The following is a 24000-nucleotide window of genomic DNA, read 5'->3' as shown; positions in this document are numbered from 1 at the left end:
ATACTCATATTGCTCCTTAGCTTTTCATCAGTCTTTTCACAGCAAAATTTGAATATCTCACTGGAGGGTAGATTACAATATCCTGATGTAGGGTTAAATGATATATGGGGATATTCGGTTGACGGAAATGAGTATGCCTTGGTTGGTACATATGAAGGTATATCGATAGTAGATGTTACAGATCCCAAAAAACCAACTGAACTTAATTATGTAAAAACCGTTAATTCTGTTTGGAAAGATATTAAGACCTACAGTCATTACGCATATGTAACACATGGTATTTATTCATCTTCGGATAAGGCCCAAGGTTTATTAATTATAGATTTAAATACTATTAATAGTGAAGAAATGTCTACCTGGACATATAAGATTGATGGTATTTACGAAACAGCCCACAATATTTTTATTGATGAAAACGGGATAGCGTATATTTTTGGGGTTAATGAGATTGGAGGTGCTCTGATTTTAGATTTAAAAGATAGTCCTACATCCCCGGAGTATTTGAGTTATTATCAGAATCATTATTTACATGATGGTTATGTTAAGGATAATACGCTGTACGGTTGCGCCGATAAAAATGGATATTTTGTAGTAGTGGATGTAAACGACAAGGCTAATCCAAAGGATGTTGTAACCAGTGAAACTCCTAATAGAACAACTCATAATGCCTGGCTTTCTGATGATGCTCGAACTTTATATACTACCGATGAAAGGAAGTCGGCTTACATAACATCCTTCGATGTGTCAAACCCTGATAACATCGTGAAGTTGGATATGATTCGTTCGAAGTATTCTGAACAGTCTATTCCTCACAATACTGTTGTGAATGGCGATTTTCTAATTTCTTCATATTATGCACAGGGAGTACAACTTGTTGATGCAAGTAAACCGGATAATCTTGTTGAAGTTGGCAGATACGATACTACGCCGGTAGATAAGGCTGAGTTTAATGGAGCATGGGGCGTATACCCTTACCTGCCTTCCGGAAATATTTTGGTCTCTGATACCGAAACCGGATTACATATTTTAAAGCCAGACTATCAGAAAGCAGCCTATTTAGAAGGAATTGTTAAGGATGATGATACTAATGGCAGTATATATAATGCCGAGATAGAAATTGTAGAAGATTCAAGCCTAAGTTATAGTGATTATAGCGGCTCATTTAAAAGTGGTACTGCAAATTCGGGGACTTTTGAGGTTGAAGTGAGAAAAGAGGGGTATGAAACACTTTCTGTAACAGTTATTTTAGAGCAGGGAGAAATCACATCTAAAGAGTTCCTTTTAACTAAGGAAGCATTGTCACTCGAAGATGAACTTCTAAGTGAGATTAACGTTTTCCCCAATCCTTTTAAAAACTTTTTACAGGTAGATTATAAGTTCAAAGATCGTTTACAGTCAACAGCCCACCTTATATTGACAAATTCTATTGGGCAGGAAGTATATAGGCTGGATGTTCTTGACAATGAGGGCAGTTTGATTATAGATAAAGAACTACAGGGAGGTGTTTATTTTGTTCAAATATTTAACGGAACAAAATTTTCGAAGGTTGTTAGAGTGGTTAAGGAGTAAGGTTTATTTAATCTGACGGAATATATTATACCAGTTGTGATTTAAATTTTCTTTCCGGTAAATTTTAATTTATAACTGGTATTAAGCACCCTAATCCTCTATGTCCGAGGTGATGTCATCATTTGATAATCCCAATAATTTTCTAAATTTTAAAAAGGCTATTCTGTTACTGACAGATGATTTAGCCTTTAATATTTCCCCTTTTTCTATTGACGTAAGATGCCATGAAAGTGATACTCTCTCTATATCTTCAAATAGACTGAATGCAATCATATCAACGTCGAAATCGAAGTTGGAAAATGAATATTGGCGAAGTTGATTTTGATTGTAGATCTGAATTGTAGAAAAACTTTTAACTACCCCCGTAATTGGTTCAAAAAGAGAATTACTTATACTGTATTTTTTATTTTCAATTTCTATTGTAGATGCTTTGTCTGCTTTAACCTGGATTATTATTACACCTGAGGTGTTGTTTCTAATCCATTCATGATATCTGTCCATGAAGCGTAATGTAAGCTCAAAGCCAAGGTTATCGCGTACCCCTGCATCGATTAGGGAAATTTTCGGAGTAGAAGGTAATACTACCATGGGGCTGATATAAGGAAATGAAGCACTTATTCTCAATGCTGATAAAAGACGTAAATCTTCTGCCTTTTGGTCCTCAAACAATCTTGAGAATTCAACAGCATCATATTCATTTACCTGGCGATTTTGGTTTTCAACTGATTTGTTATACGTTAAATATGAAATAGGACTTGGCGATATTAATAGTTTTCTGCCATCATTAATAATGGTAGGGGAGAAAATCATCATTGGAATTTTGCTGTTTAACTCAGGGTTGATAAGTTTTTTAATCGGTGTTTCCAATGAAAAATCGGTGTTTTTGTTGATCTGGTTTTCCAGAGCAGTACCTCTGTCGCTTATGTATTCTATGTTGTTGTATTTAAATTTTTTAAAAGGGAAAAACAGGTCGTTTACCACATAAGTAAACATTACTGGATTAAGAACATCCTTGCCAAGTCTGTCGTAATAAGTATAAAAGTTTTTGGAAATTTCATCATTACTTCCAAAAAGGTATAGTTGTCTGTAATAAGATGCTCCCAGCATTCCACCTGAAGCTCCTGTGATGAGGTGAGTGTGCTTCATTATATTAAAGTTACAGACAGAGTCCAGCTTATTTAAAACATTAAATGTCCATAATGCAGATCTTTGTCCACCCCCGCTGGTATTTATAAATACCAGTTTTGGTTTGTCGCCTACAATTGTAGCATTCTTCTTCTTCCATTTTTTTAGGGTTTCTAAACCGATAATGTAATCATGTCTGAATATGGAGTCGTTCGAGATCTTATTAAAGTTTAATGCGTTGTATTCTGCAGATGTTTTATAATTGAGGCCATAGGCCTTACTCTGGTTGGATTTTATAAATACCGGTGAATAATAATTAAAGGCTAAGAGGATAATAACAGTAGCAGTAAAGGTCCATTTTTTGAACCATGTTTGAAGAACTCCAATAATCATTATATAAAGCGAAAAAATTAGCAAAACAGTTGCTGCTGCAGGTATTTTTAAGAAAGTCTGATTTGAAAATATCCCTAAAATAAACATTAGCAATATAATGGCCATCATCAACAGACCACCGTTATAGTGATGCTGTTGGAGTACATTAAGAAGCATTTTTTTGTCGTAATGTTTTGTGGGTCTGACAAGTTTTATTTTAAAAGGTGTTTTTAAGTAGTATTTAATATTTTGACTGTCTTTAGAAAGTTTCTTTATGCTTTTCTCTTTTTTAAGAAGTACATTAAGAGGTTTGTCTATGGTCTTTTTTATTCTTGTTCCTAATTTATCTCCAAAGAGGTCTAATACATTTTTATTTGTAGAGAAGAAATAGGTAAACATCAATGATATAATTAATATTACCCCTAAGGTGAATCCAAGGAATAGTATAAATATCTCTTTGATTGGCATGTTTTCTACTAAGTATAAAAACCTGAATGTAGAATAGAAATATACCGAAAATGCTATTGTCGGTGGGAGGGAGTTATTGATTGAGAATTTTAAAAGAGGCTTGTCGAGTGTAGCTAAAAAAGGGAAATGTTTACTGAGGTAAACATACGAAGTTACATGAAAAGCCATCGTAAACAGTCCAAAAAAGATCCCTACAAGAAAGAATGACCAAAAGTTTACATTGTTAAAGTATTCCGGGGCTACAAACAGAAATTGAAGGCCGTATACTCTTGCAAGATCACCTGTAATAAATGCAATGATAATAGCCCAAAAAGCAAGCAGAAACAAATTTGTCCGCATCTGGATAAGTAAGAGCTTTACCGGGAAAAAGCTCATTATTTCATAGTATATTCTTTTTAGAAAGTTGAAGATAGCGTGTAACTTAAGTGTTATGATTTTGGTTTGTTACTAAAGTTACGAATTAATACTCTTTTCTTTTAAAAAAATCACCTCATTTTATTTGTGATAAAATGAGGCTGAATTCAGTTAATAAATCTAAGTTGAATTTATTGTTATTCCCATGAATGTCTAATTATACTGCCTGTTTCATCATCTTTATTAACTTGAAGGTGAATGTCAATTTCCTGCTTCAGACTTTCAACGTGTGAAATTATTCCTACAATCCTGTTCTCGTTTTTAAGCGATTTTAATGCTTCAAAAACTATGTGAAGAGATTCATCATCTAAGGAACCAAAACCTTCATCGAGAAAGAAAAATTTATTATCAGCTTTTACCTGCGACTGAACACTGTCGGCCAGAGCCAGAGCCAGAGAAAGTGATGCCTGAAACATCTGTCCGCCTGATAAAGTTTTAATGTTTCTTGTTTTTCCTTCGTTTAACAGATCGCGAATTTGAAATTCATTACTATCCGTAATTTCAAGTTGAAGTTGTTGCTTTGTCATTTTAAAGAACCTGTTGTTTGCCGCTTCGCTTAAGTTGTGCAAATAGACGGTTGAAATGTAATTTACAAAGCCTTTACTTTTAAATAATTTAGATAAAATATTGATGTTGTCTTTTCGTTTCAAAAGACTCTCATTTTCCTTTTCAAGAATATTCTTCTTTTCCAGATCGCCTGTTAGTTTTGATATTTCACCCTGAAGTACACCAATTTGAGTAGTTAGTTTTTTTAATTCCGCCTCTTTATGCGAAAGTTCTTCTTTAGTTTTAGAATATAAATTCGCATCGAAAATTTTACCCTCGCTTATCTTCTTAAGTTTGTTTAATTCTTCTGCGGCTAATTTTAGATTTAGTTCAAAATCTGAAATAATTTTAGATTCATCCTGCTCATCTATTTTTTTTGAGAGAATTCTTTTTACAACTTCTAATGAACTGTATTCAGATTTAGCCAATGAATTACTTAATAGATTTTTAGCATCCAAAATTGATTCATCGAGAGTTTTTAGTTTTTCTGTAATTTCTTTTTCCTGACCTTTTATCTCCGCAATTACTGTTATTATAGAGGTTGTTTCTTTAGATATTCTCTCAAAATCGATTTCTGCTTTTTTTACAGTTTCCATATTTTGACTAGCAGACTTTGTCAATGAATTATTATCTTCATTTTCAACTTGTTTTAGCGATAATCTTTTCAATGCACCTTTTTTGCTTTCTATAGTTGCTTCATCTGCAATTAGTTTATTTTTTAGCTTTTGCACTCCTTCAGAATTTCTGTCAATACTCTCTCGTAGCTTTAATGATTTATTTTCGATAAGAGCGATACTTTCTTCTAAATTATTAATTTGTTGACTGAGCTTTTCTGTATCAGATATTAGTCTGTCTGTTTTTTCTAAAGATATATCTTTAAATTGTTCCCATTGGAAAGAGTTGTTATGTGCAGAAATTTCTTTTTCTACTATTATTTTTTTCGAGGTATTATCCGAAAGTAGTTCTTTTGAAGCTGAAAGTTTGTGTTCTATTATGTCTAATATTGAATTTTGCTTATTAAGTTTCGACAGTGTTTTTTCCAAATATTCATCCTTCTTCTTTATTTCGGATATTTCATTTTGTAAGTCTGATATGTTTAAGATGTGAGGATGATGTTCAGAACCACATACGGGACATGGAGTACCGTCAACTAAATCGTCTGCCCAATTTTTTAATTTTTCCTGAGCTAAAGTATGATTCTGTTTTTCATTCAGCTCAATTCGTTTACTTTTTAGAAAATCTATTTCATCATCTGTTTTTTTTCTTATCTCTGATATTGACTCTGAAAAGTGTTTCTCTTCAATATCGGTTTTTATCTGATTTTTTATCGATGATATTTCATTAGTGCTTTTATTTATTTCGGTATTGATGTCTTTTAACTGATTCTCTAAATTGTTCTGTTTTATTAGGTGATTCTTTACATTATGTAGAATAGAAATATTTGGAAGATCTTCTTTGAGTTTTTTTAGTTCTGACTTTTTCTCAACTAATATTTTTTGATTTTCATTTGATTCTGATTTTTCCTGAACAATTATTCGATTGCCTTTTTCTATCCTTTTTGATAGAATTTCATTATCAGCAATAGAGTTTCTGATAGAGATAATTATTTCCAGTTCCTCAGCTTCTTTGGTTAGCTCATCTTTTTTGTCATATATTTTTTGAACTAATTTCAATTCGGATGCCAGTTCATTTTTATTCTCTTCGTTCTTTTCAAGAGAATTTTTTAATAATGACAGTTTATCAGTGCTATGTTTAATCTCTTTTTCAATGCGGTATTCGGTATTTAATAATTCCGAAAAATTGATTCTGCAATAACTATAGTTGGTTAATTCTGTTTTTCTTTTTTCGAAATCACCTTTTAGATTGTCTAGTTTGCCGAGTTTTGATTCTGCCGCAGACAGGCTTTCAAATAGTTCTTTTAGTTTGTTTTGCTCTGAAATATTATCCCTAAGCTTTTTAATTTCCTCGTTTGCTGTTAATTCTTTTTTTGTCAATAAAGCTTTATCTGATTCAAGATTTTTTAATACCTCCGGGTTTTTACCTTCATATTGCTTCATTTCTCCGCTTAGGATATTTAAGCTCTCCTCGTTTTTATTTTTTATAGAGCCCAGTTTTGGCGCCAGATCAAATCTTTGGAGATGAAAGATTTCGTTGAGCATTTCTGTTCGGTCTTTTGCAGTTAGCTCCAGAAATTCCTTAAACTTACCTTGCGGAATAATTATAGTTCGTTTAAAGTTTTTATAGCTTAATCCTATTATATCTGTTGCTGATTTTTCTGTGGGAAGCCAACTTCCATCACCTGTTGATTCCAGAGAGCTTCTTTCGAATGTTTTAACATCATTGAAGTTATTCCTGTTTCTCTTCCCTTTTACTATAAATCGGTATTTTTTATCCCTGGTATCAGTATAAAATTCAAAATCTATAAGTAATTCGTTCGATTTTAAATTCATCATGTTGTAGGCCCTGGAATCTCTGCTGTTGAGTCGTTCGGTATCTCCGTAAAGAGCAAATGTAATTGCTTCAAGAACGGTAGATTTTCCGCTTCCTACCGCTCCAAAAATTCCAAATAGAGAGCTGTCCGTAAGATTGCTGAAATCGATAGTCTGCTCTTCGATGTATGAATATATACCTTTGATTTTTAATTTTAATGGTATCATGGGCTTAGTTTTTAGAAATAACTTCGTTGAATAGTTCCATCAACTCTTCATTAGGTTCCTGGCCTCCATTTTTAGATGAAAAATATTTTTTAAACAGGCTGGGCAGGTCATCCTGGATGTTTATGGACTTAGATTCAGAGTCCGTATCTCCATCTTTTTTATTGATTTTTGGAATTATATTCACTATCCCGTCATGAATATCAAAAAGAGATTTTTTTTCATCGGCTGTCATGAAATTATCCATCTCTAAAGTTATTTCAACCAGAGCATTTTTATTTTCTGTTAACCATTCTCTTGCAACCTCCAAATCATTGAAGACCTTCCTTAATAGTTTTTTTCCATTTTTTAATTCTACAAAATTTATAATGGCTTTTTCATTTGCTTTGATATCTAAAACGGCTACAAATTTATCCTGATTGCTTTCTCCAAAGCTGTAGGCTATTGGAGTTCCGCAATAAACTACAGGCGAAACAGTATCGTCTACAATCTGTTTGCGGTGAAGATGGCCTAAGGCAGTATATTGAATTTCTTTCGGAATGGAATTGCTGTATATCGCCTGTGCTCCGCCGATATGTAAGATCGGTTTTTCATCATCTGGTTCATTTTGGATTTTACTTCCTTTTTTTGTGAAAAATAAGTGGGCAGTTAGAATATTTACACCTTTAGAATCGCAGTATTTTTCTGCCGTTTCTTTCCAGTTCTCTTCCAAAATATTTCTTAGTTCATCTTCGGAATCTTCAACTCCCAAAAAGCTTCTTAAACGTTGCTCGTTTGCATACGGGGTAGTTAATATCCTTAAAAGTTCAGAGTTTGGAAGAAGAAACTCTAAAAATCCTTTGTCCGAATTAATTAGTTTTAATCCGCTATCCAGTTCAAATGTATTTATTTTTGAATTCGGGTATCCAACAAAAATTATCCCTAATTCACGTGCCAGCGGATCCGGTGCTTCTATTCTGTCGGCAGAATCATGATTGCCGGCAATAACAACGACAGGTCGCTTTCCGTTGTTAGAAAGTTTGCGTAGGGTTCTGTAGAAAAGTTCTACAGCCTCAACGGGAGGGTTAAAGGTGTCGAAAACATCTCCTGCAACAATTATGGCATCCGTTTCTTCTGAATTAGCAATATCACAAATTTCCTCCATTACGGATATTTGTTCTTCTAGTCTGGAAAAACGTTCCAGTTTTTTTCCTAAATGCCAGTCAGATGTATGTAGTATACGCATTGCTAATTTTCTTTATACTGTGATTTTTAAAGATTTCAGTTCAGAAATTGAATGATAAAATCGAAGTCAAAATTTAAAACAATTGTTTGATAAGTATTAGCTTTTTCCGGATTGTTTATCAACATAATTCGACTCTGATAATACTAAAGCTGACCTATTTATTGTTTGATTAGTTGTTAAATTTTAATATTGTGCTATAAAAATTGATAATTGTTGAAATATAAATATTACATTTATTATAGTGTTAACAATTTGTTGGTGAAAATACGAAGACATAGTGGATGTAAGTACCTGAATAGTAGAGGTATAGATAATTTTACTGTTAGGGACTAACTTATTATGTAAATATTTGTAAGTACTGTAATTGTTAATTAATTTCGCAAATACGGAATACAAAAGATAATACCTTGAATTATGGTCTTTGATAGATGGTGCAAATGACAAGGTAATATTGGATAAATGAAAAACAAATTTATATAGATTAAAAGATGAGAAGAGTAGCAGCATTTGTTTTGATAATGATGACATTATCAATATCGGCTTTCGCAAAAAAAGATATTAATGCATGGAAGAAGGAGGTAAAAATTGAAGAACAGTTTTCTGTATTTAAGAAGAACCTTAATTTATGGGATGGTTATTTGTTTTTCAAGGAATATCAAATTAATGAGTTTTATAAAGCTTTAAATGATACAATCAGTAATTTGGAGAATACAATTGTAAGTGATAGAGAAACTATATCTAACCTTGAAACAACAATTACAAGCTTAAATGCTGACCTGAAAAGCACTCAGGGGAATCTTGATGAAAGTTTAACACGGGAGGATAGTTTTTCTACAATGGGCTTGCAAATATCGAAGGGAAGTTTTGCGACTATTATGTATGTGACTGCGATCGTATTATTGATATTAGTCGGAGTATTTTTCTTCCTTTACAAACAAAGCTATCAAATTACCAGAGAAGCTAAAGATAAGTTCGAAGATCTTGAAAAAGAATTTGATGCACATAAGAAAAATAATCTCGAAAGGTTTACTAAGCTTAACAGAGAGTTGCATGATGCCAAAATGAAGCTTGGCAAATTGTAGGATGTAAAAAATATTAATAAAAAAACTCGAAGTGATAGTGCTTCGAGTTTTTTTTGTCGTTAAATTAAAGCTTAATTAATCGACTTCAAAATAAGCGTGGCTGACTTTATTGCGGCTTCATTTTCAAACTTACTGTAGTTGGCAGGTGCCTCGCCATTAGCTTTATCGGATATAGATCTAACTATTACAAAAGGGATATTGTTGAGGTAGCACACATGTGCTATCGCCGCTGATTCCATTTCTACTGCATCGGAGTTGAATAAATTTACTATTTCATTCTTTTGTATTTCGTTTGCAATGAACTGATCGCCGGAAGAAATGTCTCCATAGCCAATTCTATATTTTAAGCCTCTTCCGTTTTTAAGAATATTAGCCATCATCATTCTATCGGAGTAAAATACAGAGGTGTCCATCCTTGGAATTTTTCCGATTTTATATCCAAAACTGCTTACATCAAAATCGTGGTAACGCAGTGATTTGGCTATTACAATGTCAGCAATATTTAGCGTGTCATTTAATCCTCCTGCTACCCCCGTATTTATAATGTTGCTTACGCTAAAATTATCAATAAGTAGTTGAGTAGCTATTGCCGCATTAACCTTACCTATACCGCTTTTTACTACAATAATCTGTTTAGAGTTTATTTTTCCTTTATAAAAGTCCATCCCGGCTTTTTGGATAACAGTATCTACCTGCATCGAATCTTTTAGGATGTTTACTTCTTCATCCATTGCTCCTATTATTCCAGTTGTTGAAATTTGGGGTCTTATTTTTTGCTCTACTTTTGGGAAGGCAAACTTGTTATAGGCCCAAAATGTTAATGCTCCAAGAAGGAAGACCAGTATGTATTTCTTGTTATTTATCATAGATGTGGATTATTTTGATGTTGAGATAATTTCTTTGAGAATTTTTGTAAATAAGTCTACCTCCTCAAGTGTGTTTTCAGGTCCAAAGGAGATTCTGATGTTGCTTCCCGGGTTTGCCGGGTCGCTGTGCAATTCCCTGAGTACGTGCGAACCTAAACTTCCGCCCGAAGAGCAGGCACTTCCCTCAGAAATGGCAACTCCTTTTAAATCAAATTGAAAAACAATCATCTTGCCCGGTTTTGAAAGAGGTAATTTTATATTCAAAATAGTTGGAATGCTTTCTTCAGGATTGTCCGACAGGCCATTAAATTTAATGCCCTGAATTTCTTTTTTTAGCGATGTTATCAGGTGTTTTTTTAGATTGCTAATATGATTGTTAATCTTTTCTTTTTCGCTAAAGGCAATTTCTATAGCTTTTTGCATGGCAATAATTCCGTGAATATTTTCGGTACCTGCTCTAAAGTCTCTTTCCTGTTCGCCTCCGTAAATTTGTTTCGAAAATTTTACACCATCACGTTTGAATATTAAACCTACCCCTTTTGGTCCTCCATACTTATGTGCACTGGCGCAGATGAAGTCAACAGGGAGCTTTTCAAGATCATAGTTGAGGTGAGTTATGCCCTGAACAGTATCAGAGTGGAAAACTGCATTATAGTTTCGGCATAAATTCCCCACTTTTTCTATGTCGGTAATATTGCCGATTTCGTTGTTTACATGCATAAGACTAACGAAAGTCTTTTTGTCCTCTTTTAAAAGTCCCTCCAGCTCATCAAAATCAAAATTTCCTTTTTCATTAATTGTCAGCCAGTGAACTTCTGCCAGATTATCGTTTTCAATCTTTTTTATTGTATCAAATACAGAGTGATGTTCTATAGGTGAAGAAATTATACGTTCAACATTTAGGGTGTTGACTGCATTAAAAATAATAGCATTGTTTGCCTCGGTTGCTCCGGATGTGAAAATTATTTCTTTCGCTTTACAATTTAGAATCTTTGATATTGAATTTCGCGCCGATTCTACTGCAACTTTTGCTTTTCTGCCTAAAGAATGGGTTGATGAAGGGTTGCCATAAATCTCCTCCAAAGCCTTGGTCATTGTATTTAACACCTTGTTATTTAGTTTTGTTGTAGAAGCATTGTCTAAATATATCATCTGATCTGAAGTTTATACCAATTGTAATTTCAAATGAGTGTTAAATAAATTTATAATGCTCATTTGGTGTTATTATTTAATATTGATTGCAAAAGTAGTAGAATGAATAGTATTTTTGTGTAAGTAACTAATAAAAACTGAAATGAGGAAAATAGTTTATGTGTTAGGTCTGATAGGAATGTTCACTTCCTGCGAAATAGACAGTAATGAGGTACTGTATCAGTCGGACGATTACACTGTTGGTAAAGATTTTGTACATCAAGGAGAATTTGAAGCAGAAGCAATTTCTGATATTGAGATCAGGTCTGATTATCAGGTGCTTTCGAAGGTTGGAATTGATACATCCATGACATGGAAATTAAAAAGAGATATATCAAAGTTCCCTCAATTTTCATCAGATTCACGACTGTTGAATGCTTTATATAATATGGCTTTGGAAGAGTCTGAAAACCTGGTTACCTCTGATGGTTATTTTGATACAGGAGCAAAATGGGGAGGAGTATGGACCCGTGATTTGAGTTATGCATCAATGTTGAGTTTATCTGTTACTCATCCGGAAGTAGTGAAAAAAGGTCTTCTAAAAAAAGTTGATGACAATAGAATAATTCAGGATACCGGAACAGGTGGAGCCTGGCCTGTGTCAACCGACAGAATGATTTGGGCTCCGGCAGCATGGCATCTTTATAAAATTACCGGAGACAGAGAATGGCTAAATCAGATTTATATTATTATAAAAAACTCATTAGATGACGATATAAAAGTTGCTTTCACAAAAGACGGATTAACAAAGGGAGAGTCTTCGTTTATTGATTGGAGGGAGCAATCATATCCGCGCTGGATGCAGCCGGTTGATATTTATAATTCCGAGAATTTAGGTACGATTGCAGTGCATTATCGTGCTTTAATGGTGTTGAGCGAAATAAGTCATCTGTTGGGTGAGGATGCCGGCGAATATGAGGTGTTGGCCAGGAATATAAAAAAGGCTCTTAATGATCAATTCTGGATTGAATCTAAAGGCTATTACGGAAATTTTCTTTATGGTAGAAATTACTTGAGCTTATCGCCGAAAGCAGAAGCTTTAGGTGCATCGCACATGGTTCGTTTTGGGATAGCTTCTGACGAAAGAGCTAAAAAAATGATCGAAAGTTTTCCTGTTGTAAAATGGGGAACACCTGTTTTTTATCCTCAAATTCCGAATATTCATCCTTATCATAATAATGGAATTTGGCCTTTTGTTCAAGGGTATTGGAATTTGGCTGCAAAGAAAGTTCATAATGAAAAGGCCGTTGAATTTGGGATGGCATCACTATTCAGGTCGGCGGGTTTATTTCTTACAAACTATGAAAATTATGTTGCAGAAACCGGAGACTGGGAGCAAACAGATGTGGAGGCTATGAACTCCCATAATATGTTATGGTCTGTAGCCGCACAATTGTCAAACTATTACAAGATTCTTTTTGGAATAGAATATAACGCTAACTCCATTAGTTTTGATCCTTTGATACCTTCAGCTTATGGAGGAAACCTGGAGTTGAAAAATTATAAGTACCGAAACTCAATCTTAAATATTAAAATAAGTGGTTTTGGAAATAAAATTGCATCATTCAGGATTGATGGAGAAGAACAGGATCCTTATGTTGATGCTACGCTTGAAGGAGAACACAATATTGAAATTGTGATGAACGGACAATTGAACCAGAATTCTAAGATCAATCTGGTGGAGAATAAATTCTCTCCTGAAACTCCTGTGTTGAAAGTTGAGGGAGATATATTAAAGTGGGAAGCAACCGAGAATGCAATTTCATATCAAATTTATCGAAATGGAGTGTTGAAAATTCAAACTGACGATACTCAGTATAATCGATTAGTTGACGGGGCGTTTGAAAGTTATCAGGTAAAGGCTATCGATAAAATTGGAAATGAGTCGTTTTTGAGTGAGCCGGTAGAATTTGAAAATTCATTTTCAGTAACTATCCCGGTAGGGAAGTTTGAAAAAACTTCAGCTAAAGATGTAGAGTCACTGGTTTTGACACAGATAGAAAACAATCAGATTTATACAGAATTTAATGTATTAAAAGAGGGAAAATACTTTGTGACATTTGAATATGCAAACGGAAGCGGACCTATTAATACTGAGAATAAATGTGCGCTTAGATCACTTTATTTAAACGATGAATATATTGCTGCAGTAGTGATGCCGCAGAGAGGCGAAGATAACTGGAGCGAATTTGGATGGTCGAATGTTATTGAAGTTAATTTAGAAAAAGGAAATAACAGGATAAAGTTGCAGTACGACGATTTCAATCAAAATATGAATAGAGAGATAAATAAAGCTCTGTTGAAATCAGCTAAAATAGTATTGGCTGAGTAAGTAAATAATTTGTACCTTGTTGTGTCATAATAATTAAAGAATAGAATATGATTTTAGGAGTATGCGATTGGTTGGGTAGTAAATTTAATGTAGATCCGCTAATATTTAGAATAATTTTTGCTGTTTTAGTACTTGCTTATGGTACTGGTGTTGTACTTTATTTGATTTTGTGGGTAGTTAAGGCTATTACAAAATAATATTATTCCAAATACGTCAGTAAACAATCGGATTGCCTGATTTTTTTTCAGGTGATTATGAATTAATAAAAAAGGGAGCCAGATATGATTTGCTCCCTTTTTTATATAGGTATTGTATTGATGTGGTTTTATACCAATTAAATTATGGAATGCGCTGTTAGCTTTGAAGTATAATTCTTTTTTACGAATTTAAAAATTATTGCATAGCAGAGCTACGGAAGCATTTTTAAATGAAATAAAAATGGATTAGGCGAAAAAGATATAGTGCATTTCATTGTTTATTTGGTATTTTTATAAAAGATCGTTTGCCAGATTGGCAAGTGCAGAACGCTCACCTTTTATTAATTCTACATGAGCGAAAAGTTCATTGCCCGAAAGTTTATCAACCAGATAAGATAAACCATTAGATTTGTCATCAAGATATGGAGTGTCTATCTGTTTAACATCTCCGGTAAATATAAATTTGGCATTCTCTCCGGCTCTTGTAATTATGGTTTTAATTTCATGAGGAGTCAGATTTTGAGCTTCGTCAACAATAAAAATAACTTCAGCCAGACTCCTTCCCCTAATATATGCCAGAGGAGCAATGACTAATTTCTCTGTTTCTAACATATTACTTATTTGCTTGAACTCCTTGTCATGTTCGCCGTATTGATTTTTAATAACTTTTAAATTATCCCATAAAGGCTCCATGTATGGATTGATCTTTGATTTAATATCGCCGGGTAAAAAACCAATGTCTTTATTGCTAAGCGGAACAATAGGTCTTGCCAGATATACCTGTTTAAAATTTCTTCTCTGTTCTAATGCACCTGCAAGTGCCAGTAATGTTTTTCCTGTACCCGCAACTCCCTGTAGAGCTACCAGTTTTACCTCATCTTTAAGTAATGCGTGAAGAGCAAAGGTTTGTTCTGCGTTGTGAGGCTTTATTCCATAACACATCTTCTTGTCCACTTTTTCATATTTTTTAGTAAATGGGTTAAAGTATGCTAAGGCAGAACTTTCCGGACTTTGAAAAATATAATATCCGTTAGCCAGAGGGGTTTCTATTTCGGGGAACAGGTCTTCTTCAACATATTTTTTTGAGTGAAGAACAACAATTTGATCATGGGTTACATCCACAACCTTTTGTACCCCATGCAATAATTTATCTACCTCATGAACTTTCCCTGTTTCGTAATCTTCGGCATGAAGGTTCAGGGCTTTTGCCTTTAATCTTAGGTTTATATCCTTTGAAACCAAAATCACTTTCTTTTCCGGTTCCTGTTCCTGAAGAGAGAGGGCTGCATTTAATATCCGGTGATCCATTTTTTCTTCAGCGTATACTTCGTTTGCATCAACCGAAGATTTGTTGCCGTTCATTATTATTTTGAAGGCTCCTTTGTCTTCACCGGGAATATCTATCCACTCTTGTAGTGAATGCGTGTCGGCAATTTTGTCTAAAAATCGGATAAACTCTCTGGCAGCATAGTTTTTAGTGTCTCTACCCTTCTTAAATTCATCTAACTCTTCCAGTACTGTAATTGGTATAGCAACATCATTTTCCTCAAAATTTAAAATAGAATCGTGATCAAAAATAATTACAGAGGTATCGAGAACGAAAATTTTATGAGGTTCAATTGCTGTTTTAGATCTTAATGGTGTCATAGGCATGTGAGATTAGTTAGTTTTTTAAAAGTATAAAAATGACTTCTTATTTCCGAATATTACTTATTAAGAATTGGTTAAAAACTTAAGCTTATTTTTTAAATTATTTTCAAGGAGCGATTGGTAATAATTGTTATATTACAAAGTTGTTTCTCACAACGAAAGGTTAATCGCTTATGCTTCTGATTAATTTGCAATTATTACTCCCGTTAAAAACTTAGTATCTTACAGTTTGTAACTAACACTTCTTGTTCTACCTTTGCAAGAAAATGTGAAGATGCATAGGAGTCACAAGAAAAACTTACAGGTGATTTACGAAGACAATCATATTGTAGTCGTTAATAAACGTCCGGGTGATATTGTACAGGGAGATAAAACCGGCGATAAACCTTTAAGCGATGTTGTTAAGGAGTATATTAAGGATAAGTACGATAAGCCCGGGAAAGTTTATTTGGGAGTAGTACATAGAATTGACAGGGTTACCAGTGGTGCTGTTATTTTTGCGCGGACTGATAAGGCTTTGACCCGTCTTAATAAAATGCTTCAAAACCACGAAATAAAAAAGACATATTGGGCAATTGTTGATAAAAGGCATCTGAATAAAGAAGGGGAACTGATTCATTATTTGGTTAGAAATCCAAAGCAGAATAAATCGTATGCAAACGATAAAGCAGTTCCGAATAGCAAGGAAGCGATCTTACATTATAAAATAGAAAGGGAGTTGGATAAGTATCAGCTTCTGGAAATTAACTTAAAGACCGGAAGGCATCACCAAATTAGGTGTCAATTGTCGAAAATAGGTTTCCCGATAAAGGGAGATGTTAAATACGGTTTCAAAAGAGCTAATAAGGATCTGTCAGTTCACCTTCACGCCCGACAGATTGAGTTTATTCACCCTGTGAAGAAGGAAATAATATCGTTGATTGCGGCCACACCACAAGATCCGGTTTGGGACGCCTGTATTAAATGAAGTTTTAATAATATTAATATTAGTAATGGAGAGTATTAGTGTTTTTGATATGTTGAAGATAGGGGTAGGACCTTCTAGTTCACATACTTTAGGGCCTTGGAGAGCTGCCGAAAGATGGATCGCGGAGTTGGAGGCAGAATATATCTTCTTAAAAGTTTCTAGAGTCAAAGTAGAGCTTTACGGTTCTTTATCGCTTACAGGTAGGGGGCATGCAACTGATGTGGCAACGGTTTTAGGACTGAATGGAGAAGATCCGGAAACTGTTCCTACAAATGAAATTGAGGATATAATAAATGAAATTAAAAAGGAAAAGACACTGAATCTGGGAGGGAGAAAGAAGATTGAGTTTGACTTTGAAACGGATATTATATTTAACAGGGAGTTTCTAAAGTTTCATCCTAATGGCATGAAATTCACGGCTTATTATGACAAAGAATCTTCCGAGAGTTATTTTTACTCAATCGGAGGTGGTTTCGTTGTAAAGGAGGATGAAAAGCAGGTTGATGAAGTAAGAGAATTGCCATTTCCTATAAAAGAAGCTCAGGACTTATTGGATCATTGTAATAATAATGATGAGTCAATATCTGAGATCGTATTGAGAAATGAGCTGACCTGGCGGTCAAAAGATGTTGTTTATAAGGAGTTGTTGAGAGTTTGGTCGGTTATGCAGGACTGTGTATACGATGGCTGCCATACTAAGGGAACTTTGCCCGGAGGACTTAATGTTACACGAAGAGCGGCAGTACTGTTTAATTCACTTATAGGAAAAGAGAAATATTCCACAAGAGAAGAGTGGATGGATGCAATTTCGAAAAAGGAAAGCGATAATAAGAATATTTTCAACTGGATAAGTGTATTTGCTATTGCCGTAAACGAAGTAAATGCAGCATTGGGAAGGGTAGTTACTTCTCCTACCAACGGTTCTTCCGGTGTTATACCTTCTGTTTTGATGTATTATTTAACCGGAGTAAACAAGAATGCAACAGATGGTGACATTGTCAGGTTTCTTTTAGTTGCCGGCGAAATAGGGAGTATATTTAAGAAAGGAGCTACAATTTCGGCAGCTATGGGGGGATGTCAGGCCGAGATAGGCGTGTCCTCGGCAATGGCAGCTGCAGCATTGACAGAAGCAATGGGAGGAAGTCCGGAGCAGGCAATGGTAGCAGCAGAAATAGCCATGGAACATCATTTGGGCTTAACATGCGATCCGATTGGAGGTTTGGTGCAAATACCGTGTATCGAACGAAACTCCATGGGGGCAATTAAGGCAATAACCGCATCGCAATTGGCATTGAATACAGTGCCATCCGAAACAAAAGTTCCTTTGGATAAGGTTATAAAAACTATGTGGGAAACATCTAGGGATATGAACTCAAAATACAAAGAAACTTCTGAGGGAGGATTGGCAGTAAATGTACCGGTGAGTTTGCCGGCTTGTTAATGTTGATTGCTTATCAGCTCTGATTAGTCTGAAAATATAAATGCCGCAATAAAATCTTTATTGCGGCATTTATATTTTATGAAATCCGTTTTATACCATTTTGAATTCAAATTGGTATTATTCTACCGGAATTTCTATAGTGTATTTTTTTCGGGAATTATTATTCAGATTAATTTCCCTTAGCCATGGGTTATACATTTTAAGCTCTTTATAGTTAACCCCCTGAGTGATGGCAAAATCAGCCAGATTATTTATAGCAGTATCAATCTCAATCAACTTTGTTTCGGGCATTGTATAAAGGTCTTTTTCTCTGAAATGAAAGCCGTATTTTTTTGGATCTTCATAAATCTTTTTAATTGCCAAAATCCTAAAAACATAACGACCTGTTTCTTCTCCCAGCAGGAGATCGTAATAGGTGCCTACTTTTTGTCTTTTCAGTTGTTTGCTTACACCGTAGATTCCCATATTGTAGGATGCTGCAGCTAAAGTCCAGGATCCAAATTTTTCCTTTGCTTTTAAAAGGTAATCGCAGGCAACCTCGGTTGATTTTTTAACATCATACCTTTCGTCAACATTCGAATTAACTTCCAATCCTTGTTCCCGGGCTGTCTTAGGCATCAATTGCCAAAAACCTTTTGCTCCGGCAGGTGATGTTACATTTTGAAGCCCACTTTCAATTAGCGCCAGATATTTAAAATCATTAGGAACGCCTTTTTCTTTTAGAATTTTTTCAATAGTCGGGAAGTATTTGTTGGCACGCTTGAAAAAAAGTAATCCTTGCGATTGCCAATATGTATTAACTAAGAGTTCCCTGTCTAAACGTTCTTTTACATCCGGAATGTCCAGAGGTGTTTGTTCACCGGCAAAGTACGCTTCCTTAGGTAAGTTCAGAGCGTAGACCCTATACTCGTTGCTAATGTTTTTTTGATTTGTATCATCGTTTTCTTTTTCCTCAGGAACTGAGAAAACAAATAATTTTCCTACAGCAAAAGCCAACACCACCATCGCTGCAACACTGAATACCTTCTTCATGGCTTATCGTTTATTAATTCGGTTGCAATTAAGTTAATATTTTTTTCTATTTCAAGAATTGTTGATATATAAACACGTTTAGTTGATAACTATATTAAATTCAGATTTGTAATTTTTAAAAGATACTCCTTCTTCGTCTTTCTCAGAAACTATTGGTGTGATTTCCTCCGGGATATCCCATTCAATATTTAAATCGTAATCATCCCATTTTATGCAGGCTTCTGATTCCTTATGGTAGATATTGGTTACTTTATAAGCAAATATGGTATCATCTTCCAGAGTGAGGAAACCATGTGCAAATCCGGGAGGTATCCAGAACATGCGTTTGTTGCCTTCGGTTAACAGTACTTTGTGGTATTTACCGTAAGTAGGTGAATTTTTTCTGAGATCAACAGCAACATCAATAACGGCTCCTTTTATTACCCTTACCAGTTTACCCTGTGCATAAGGAGGGTTTTGAAAATGTAATCCTCTAAGAACACCTTTTTGCGATAGAGACTGGTTGTCCTGAATAAAGTTGTAGTCAATACCTTCTTTCATGTAGGCCAGTTTATTGTAGCTCTCATAAAAATAGCCTCTGTCGTCTTCAAATACCTTGGGTGTTATTTCTAATAAACCTTCTATATGTGTTTTCTTTATTTGCATTTGTTAATCTTGTTTTTTCAGGAAGTTTAAAATGTGTTTACTCACTGTAGTTGCCTTGTTGAAGATCATTAAATGAGTTCCGTCTTCTACAAAAATAGCATTATTGATATGTTTAGCCGGAAATACCGTGTCTTTTGTTCCATGAATATGTAAAAGGTCTGTTGTAAGCGATGATTCTTTCCAGTTTACTACAATATCCATTGCCCATTTGCTGTATCTGATATCTCTCATCGTAAAGAAACGCTCCATAATTCTGATTAGTGATTCACTGTTTTTTCCGAACAATAATTTACTTAAAATTTTTGTATTATGAAAGAAAAATGAAGGTATAAGCTTATGAAGTTTTAGTGTTGAAGATATTTTGTAAAGTGCAGGAAGCTCGTTCCTATTCTTTATCGATGATATTATTACAATTTTATTTGTTTCAATAAGTTTAGCTATCTCCTGAACCATGATACCTCCAAAGGATAAACCAATCAATATAACTTCCCCGCGGGTATCGATATTTTTTGACATTCTTTTGGCGTAGTCTTCTATAGCTTCGTTTTTGTGAGGAATAATCCAATCAATAAAGTTTAAGTTGTAACCATCGAGGTTGAGGCGCTCAAATACTTTTTCATTGGCACCCATTCCACTTATGAGATATATATTTTTTGTTTCCAAAAAGCATTTATTTTTTTAGAACGATTAGTTAATCATTATTAATTCATCATTATACATTAAAGCAGTATATCTCCACTGTTGTAGTCCTGGTTAAATTCATCGATGACTATCTTCGAAAAGTCAGGATATAAAGAAGAGCTTGATGCGATAATTTCTTTTCCAAACAACCAGTTATCTCCGCCGTTAAAGTCAGTTACTTTTCCGCCTGCCTGTTCTACTATAAATGATCCGGCTGCAACATCCCAGGGACTTAAGCTATATTCGTAAAAAGCATCGAACCTGCCGCATGCAACATAAACCAAATCTGTGGCGGCAGTACCTAATCTTCTCATTCCCCTTGTTTTCGAAGTTAATGCCATCAGGGTGTTGTAAAAAGCAGTATTTCTGCTAAAATCGTAGTATGGAAATCCTGTAGCAATTAATGAGTCTTTCAACTTAGGATTGTTTTTTACATTGATTTCTTTTCCGTTAAGATAAGCTTTGCCATCGCCATAAGCATAGAAACATTCATCCATTCCAACTTCATAAACTACACCAAGAACCATTTTCGAGTCTTTCATAAGAGCTATCGAAACTGCGTATGTAGGCAAGCCGTGAATATAGTTTGTAGTGCCGTCCAGAGGGTCGATAATCCAGTTATATGTTTCTCCTTTTTTATCTGATGTTCCTTCCTCGGCAATATAACCGCCTTCGGGCAGGAATTGCGTTAAGGCTTCAACAATCATTTTCTCTGCCGTTTTATCAACGTATGAAACCAAAGAGTTAATGCTTTTTTCTTCAACTTTTGATTCGGAAAAGCTCTCCTGTTCTTTTTTCATAAAGGTGCCGGCTTCTTTAGCAATCCCTATTACTTTGTGGCAAAGTTCTTTGTAGTTCATAGGTTTATGATTTAATGATATGTAAAAGTAATTACAAAGTTTTGGATTTGTGCTTTCAGAACAAAATTTTTTGTAGAGATTCTTTTCATACATTTGTATTTTTAAGATAAAAGATAAAAGATAAAAGAAGAAAGAGGAAAGATACCTGCCTGCGTGGCGCAGTCAGGCAGGAAAGATAAAAGATAAAAGATAAAAGAGAAATGTCAGTGAAGAAACATATACCAAATATTTTAACCTTAGGGAATTTATTTTCGGGCCTGATGGCCGTTTTATTAATTTTAAACGGATATTACGTATGGGCCGGGGCTTTTGTTTTTCTGGGGGCTTTTTTCGACTTTTTCGATGGGATGATAGCCCGCTTGCTTGGGGTTAGCGGAGAACTTGGAAAGCAGATGGACTCTTTGGCCGATATGGTTTCCTTTGGTGTGGTACCGGGAATGGCCATGTTCGAAATGTTAAAACTCGCAAATAACGATGTAGCCGATGTTGTTTTCTACTCTAATGAAAACTTAAATATTTTGTTGCATAGCGATACAGTATATGCTTTGCCGGGTTTTTTGATCACTTTGTTTTCGGCCCTGCGCCTGGCTAAATTTAATATTGATACACGTCAGACTTCTTCCTTTATAGGAGTGCCTACACCGGCAATTACACTTTTTGTATTGTCGATTTTTTTAATTTCTGTGCTTAAGCAGGATGAAATGATAGAAAATATGGTGGCCACACCGTGGGTTTTGTATTTGATAACTGTTTTGGCGTCATATGCTTTAGTTGCTGAGTTACCACTTTTTGCGATGAAATTTAAGGTGTGGAACTGGCAGGATAATAAGATCAGGTGGATTTTTGTGGCTATATCATTAGTTCTGATATCGGTATTTCAGTTAGTGGCAATTCCTTATATTATCATAGTTTATATTCTTCTTTCGGTGGTAGACGATTTAATGAAGATATAGAAATGAGGAATAAAAAGCCTTCACAATATTACTATGCAAAAGACAGTAAGAAAAAAGGTCCTTACTCTTTTGCCCAACTTCAAAAGAAAAACCTAAAAGACTATACTCCGGTTTGGGAGGAGAGTAAGTGTGAGTGGTGCGATGCCGGCGATATTGAGGGTCTGGTAAGTGAAAAAGAGAAAGGAACTTCCCCTTTTTATATTTGGGTAATAATATTTGTGGTTTTACTGCTGCTTATCTTGTCAACTGTAATAAATAAAGTGTTTATTAACTGATGTAATATCAGGTTGTTATTGATTTGTTAATCATGATCAGCATCATGATTTTCACAGGCCGATTTGTCTAAGTTTGCTGCACAAATCCAGAGAGATTTGCCTAGTACCTATCCATGAATTTTTTAATTAATAATATGACTTTATTCCGTTTTGCGGGGTGAAGTTGTATTGGTTTGATTTTAAAGAATCATCCTTTAACTGTCTTAATTGTAATATAGGCATGATTTCATATTATTTCTAAAAAGGAGTAATTTTGAAATTATGGCAATGGCATGGGAAAAGATAAAATTAAAGACCGAAAGTAAGGGTGTAGTGGAAGGGATTGCTCCACTTATTATATCAGCAAGCCGCTCTACCGATATTCCTGCCTTTCATGCCGAATGGTTTATAAAGCGTTTGGAGAAAGGTTATGCAGCCTGGCAAAACCCTTTTAACAGGAAGCTCCAATATGTTTCGTTTAAAAATACCAGAGTTATTGTTTTCTGGACCAAAAATCCTGCTCCGCTTATTAAATACCTCGATGTGATAGAGCGGAAAAATATAAACTACTATTTTCAGTATACACTCAATAATTACGAAAAGGAAAATCTTGAACCCGATATACCTGAACTTGCCAAACGAAGGGCCACTTTTAAAGAATTGTCGGAAAGGGTAGGGAAGGAGAAAGTTATCTGGCGTTTCGATCCTTTGATTTTAACACCGGAAACATCGGTGGCCGATCTGCTAAACAGGGTAGAGGATTTGGGCAGGGAATTGGTGCCTTATACAAACAGCTTTGTATTTAGTTATGCCGATGTTATGCAATACAAAAAGGTGCAGAATAACTTAATCAGAAACACTGATTACTACACTAAAGATAATATAGGCGATGCTGAGTTTAGCCCTGAACAAAAAACAGAATTTGCCGAAGGCATGCGTGAAATACTTTCAGGATGGAATAAAATAAATCCCCGCTTAGTAGCTGCCACCTGTGCCGAAGATATAGATCTGACGGCATACGGAATTAAACACAATAAATGTATCGACGATGAGCTGATGACGGAGCTTTTTGCCGACGATAAGCTACTGATGAACTTCCTGGGGTATAAGCCCGAAAAGACCGGACTCTTTGCTCCTAAGCCTAAGCTTAAAGACAAAGGGCAGAGACCCGCATGCGGATGCATTGTAAGTAAGGATATAGGAGCCTATAACACATGCAGGCATTTATGTGTTTATTGTTATGCAAATACTTCGCTAAGGGTGGTGGAGAAAAATTTTAGCTTGATGACTGGTGATTCTGAAGGTATTTTGAAAATTTGAAGAAGAGTTTGTTATTCTGTTTTCATTCTGTAATATGATTTGGATCATCTATTTAATAAATAGAATTATTTATGTTTGATTTTTTAAATAATGTAACTGACTCCCTTATAATACCTGATGTGTTTTATACTCATACGTTGTAAATCATAAAACAAA

The 24000-nt window shown here is 34.7% G+C and carries 19 protein-coding genes; 9 read left to right on the top strand and 10 right to left on the bottom strand.

What is annotated here, in order from left to right:
• Positions 1 to 48: 48 nt before the first annotated feature.
• Entirely contained in the window at positions 49 to 1569 is a 1521-nt protein-coding gene (locus ABFR62_00535; GenBank protein ID MEN8136903.1) for a choice-of-anchor B family protein, read from the top strand.
• A gap of 90 nt (positions 1570 to 1659) precedes the next feature.
• Here the strand turns inward: ABFR62_00535 and ABFR62_00530 are convergent, their stop codons facing one another.
• The 3 genes from ABFR62_00530 to sbcD all read right to left on the bottom strand — a co-directional run bounded on the left by ABFR62_00530 (position 1660) and on the right by sbcD (position 8373).
• Complete coding sequence (locus ABFR62_00530) at positions 1660 to 3873, bottom strand: patatin-like phospholipase family protein (GenBank protein ID MEN8136902.1); 2214 nt, start codon at positions 3871 to 3873, stop codon at positions 1660 to 1662.
• Between the two features lie 212 nt (positions 3874 to 4085).
• Complete coding sequence (locus ABFR62_00525; protein ID MEN8136901.1) at positions 4086 to 7151, bottom strand: AAA family ATPase; 3066 nt, start codon at positions 7149 to 7151, stop codon at positions 4086 to 4088.
• Between the two features lie 4 nt (positions 7152 to 7155).
• On the bottom strand, positions 7156 to 8373 hold the full coding sequence (gene sbcD / locus ABFR62_00520) for an exonuclease subunit SbcD (protein MEN8136900.1): 1218 nt from the start codon (positions 8371 to 8373) through the stop codon (positions 7156 to 7158).
• 488 nt (positions 8374 to 8861) lie between these two features.
• On the opposite strand from sbcD, the gene ABFR62_00515 reads away from it, so the two are divergent.
• A complete protein-coding gene (locus ABFR62_00515; GenBank protein MEN8136899.1) occupies positions 8862 to 9455 on the top strand; it encodes a hypothetical protein in 594 nt (197 codons plus the stop codon).
• Positions 9456 to 9526: 71 nt separating this feature from the next.
• On the opposite strand, the gene ABFR62_00510 is transcribed toward ABFR62_00515, so the two are convergent.
• Both ABFR62_00510 and ABFR62_00505 read right to left on the bottom strand, forming a co-directional pair.
• On the bottom strand, positions 9527 to 10321 hold the full coding sequence (locus ABFR62_00510; GenBank protein ID MEN8136898.1) for a 5'-methylthioadenosine/adenosylhomocysteine nucleosidase: 795 nt from the start codon (positions 10319 to 10321) through the stop codon (positions 9527 to 9529).
• A 9-nt stretch (positions 10322 to 10330) separates the two neighbouring features.
• Positions 10331 to 11473 (bottom strand): cysteine desulfurase family protein, encoded by a 1143-nt coding sequence (locus ABFR62_00505; protein MEN8136897.1) that lies wholly within the window; start codon positions 11471 to 11473, stop codon positions 10331 to 10333.
• A gap of 142 nt (positions 11474 to 11615) precedes the next feature.
• On the opposite strand from ABFR62_00505, the gene ABFR62_00500 reads away from it, so the two are divergent.
• Together ABFR62_00500 and ABFR62_00495 are read left to right on the top strand one after the other, a co-directional pair.
• Positions 11616 to 13844, top strand: coding sequence for a glycogen debranching protein (locus tag ABFR62_00500; GenBank protein ID MEN8136896.1), 2229 nt, complete (start codon positions 11616 to 11618; stop codon positions 13842 to 13844).
• Between the two features lie 47 nt (positions 13845 to 13891).
• Positions 13892 to 14041, top strand: coding sequence for a PspC domain-containing protein (locus ABFR62_00495; GenBank protein ID MEN8136895.1), 150 nt, complete (start codon positions 13892 to 13894; stop codon positions 14039 to 14041).
• Between the two features lie 291 nt (positions 14042 to 14332).
• On the opposite strand, the gene ABFR62_00490 is transcribed toward ABFR62_00495, so the two are convergent.
• Positions 14333 to 15694: a PhoH family protein gene (locus ABFR62_00490; GenBank protein MEN8136894.1), complete on the bottom strand. Its 1362-nt coding sequence runs from the start codon at positions 15692 to 15694 to the stop codon at positions 14333 to 14335.
• A 271-nt stretch (positions 15695 to 15965) separates the two neighbouring features.
• On the opposite strand from ABFR62_00490, the gene ABFR62_00485 reads away from it, so the two are divergent.
• Together ABFR62_00485 and ABFR62_00480 are read left to right on the top strand one after the other, a co-directional pair.
• Positions 15966 to 16658, top strand: a complete 693-nt coding sequence (locus ABFR62_00485) for an RNA pseudouridine synthase (GenBank protein ID MEN8136893.1) — start codon at positions 15966 to 15968, stop codon at positions 16656 to 16658.
• A 25-nt stretch (positions 16659 to 16683) separates the two neighbouring features.
• Positions 16684 to 18099: an L-serine ammonia-lyase gene (locus ABFR62_00480; GenBank protein MEN8136892.1), complete on the top strand. Its 1416-nt coding sequence runs from the start codon at positions 16684 to 16686 to the stop codon at positions 18097 to 18099.
• A 117-nt stretch (positions 18100 to 18216) separates the two neighbouring features.
• Here ABFR62_00480 and ABFR62_00475 read toward each other — a convergent pair whose 3' ends face one another.
• The 4 genes from ABFR62_00475 to ABFR62_00460 form a co-directional block, all read right to left on the bottom strand.
• The gene (locus tag ABFR62_00475; GenBank protein ID MEN8136891.1) at positions 18217 to 19131 is read right to left on the bottom strand and encodes a lytic transglycosylase domain-containing protein; all 915 of its coding nucleotides are present in this window, start codon (positions 19129 to 19131) and stop codon (positions 18217 to 18219) included.
• A gap of 78 nt (positions 19132 to 19209) precedes the next feature.
• Positions 19210 to 19776, bottom strand: coding sequence for a dTDP-4-dehydrorhamnose 3,5-epimerase (gene rfbC, locus ABFR62_00470; protein MEN8136890.1), 567 nt, complete (start codon positions 19774 to 19776; stop codon positions 19210 to 19212).
• 3 nt (positions 19777 to 19779) lie between these two features.
• Complete coding sequence (locus tag ABFR62_00465) at positions 19780 to 20439, bottom strand: alpha/beta hydrolase (GenBank protein ID MEN8136889.1); 660 nt, start codon at positions 20437 to 20439, stop codon at positions 19780 to 19782.
• Between the two features lie 56 nt (positions 20440 to 20495).
• Positions 20496 to 21317 carry an inositol monophosphatase family protein gene (locus tag ABFR62_00460; protein ID MEN8136888.1) on the bottom strand — a complete coding sequence of 274 codons (822 nt, stop codon included), beginning with the start codon at positions 21315 to 21317 and terminating at the stop codon, positions 20496 to 20498.
• Positions 21318 to 21517: 200 nt separating this feature from the next.
• On the opposite strand from ABFR62_00460, the gene ABFR62_00455 reads away from it, so the two are divergent.
• The 3 genes from ABFR62_00455 to ABFR62_00445 all read left to right on the top strand — a co-directional run bounded on the left by ABFR62_00455 (position 21518) and on the right by ABFR62_00445 (position 23844).
• A complete protein-coding gene (locus ABFR62_00455) occupies positions 21518 to 22270 on the top strand; it encodes a CDP-alcohol phosphatidyltransferase family protein (protein MEN8136887.1) in 753 nt (250 codons plus the stop codon).
• Between the two features lie 2 nt (positions 22271 to 22272).
• The gene (locus ABFR62_00450; GenBank protein ID MEN8136886.1) at positions 22273 to 22545 is read left to right on the top strand and encodes a DUF4339 domain-containing protein; all 273 of its coding nucleotides are present in this window, start codon (positions 22273 to 22275) and stop codon (positions 22543 to 22545) included.
• 261 nt (positions 22546 to 22806) lie between these two features.
• The gene (locus ABFR62_00445) at positions 22807 to 23844 is read left to right on the top strand and encodes a DUF1848 domain-containing protein (protein MEN8136885.1); all 1038 of its coding nucleotides are present in this window, start codon (positions 22807 to 22809) and stop codon (positions 23842 to 23844) included.
• Positions 23845 to 24000: the final 156 nt, after the last annotated feature.

This window comes from Bacteroidota bacterium (genome assembly GCA_039714315.1).
Classification (GTDB): domain Bacteria; phylum Bacteroidota; class Bacteroidia; order Flavobacteriales; family JADGDT01; genus JADGDT01.
This window is presented reverse-complemented; position numbering and strand designations above follow the sequence as displayed.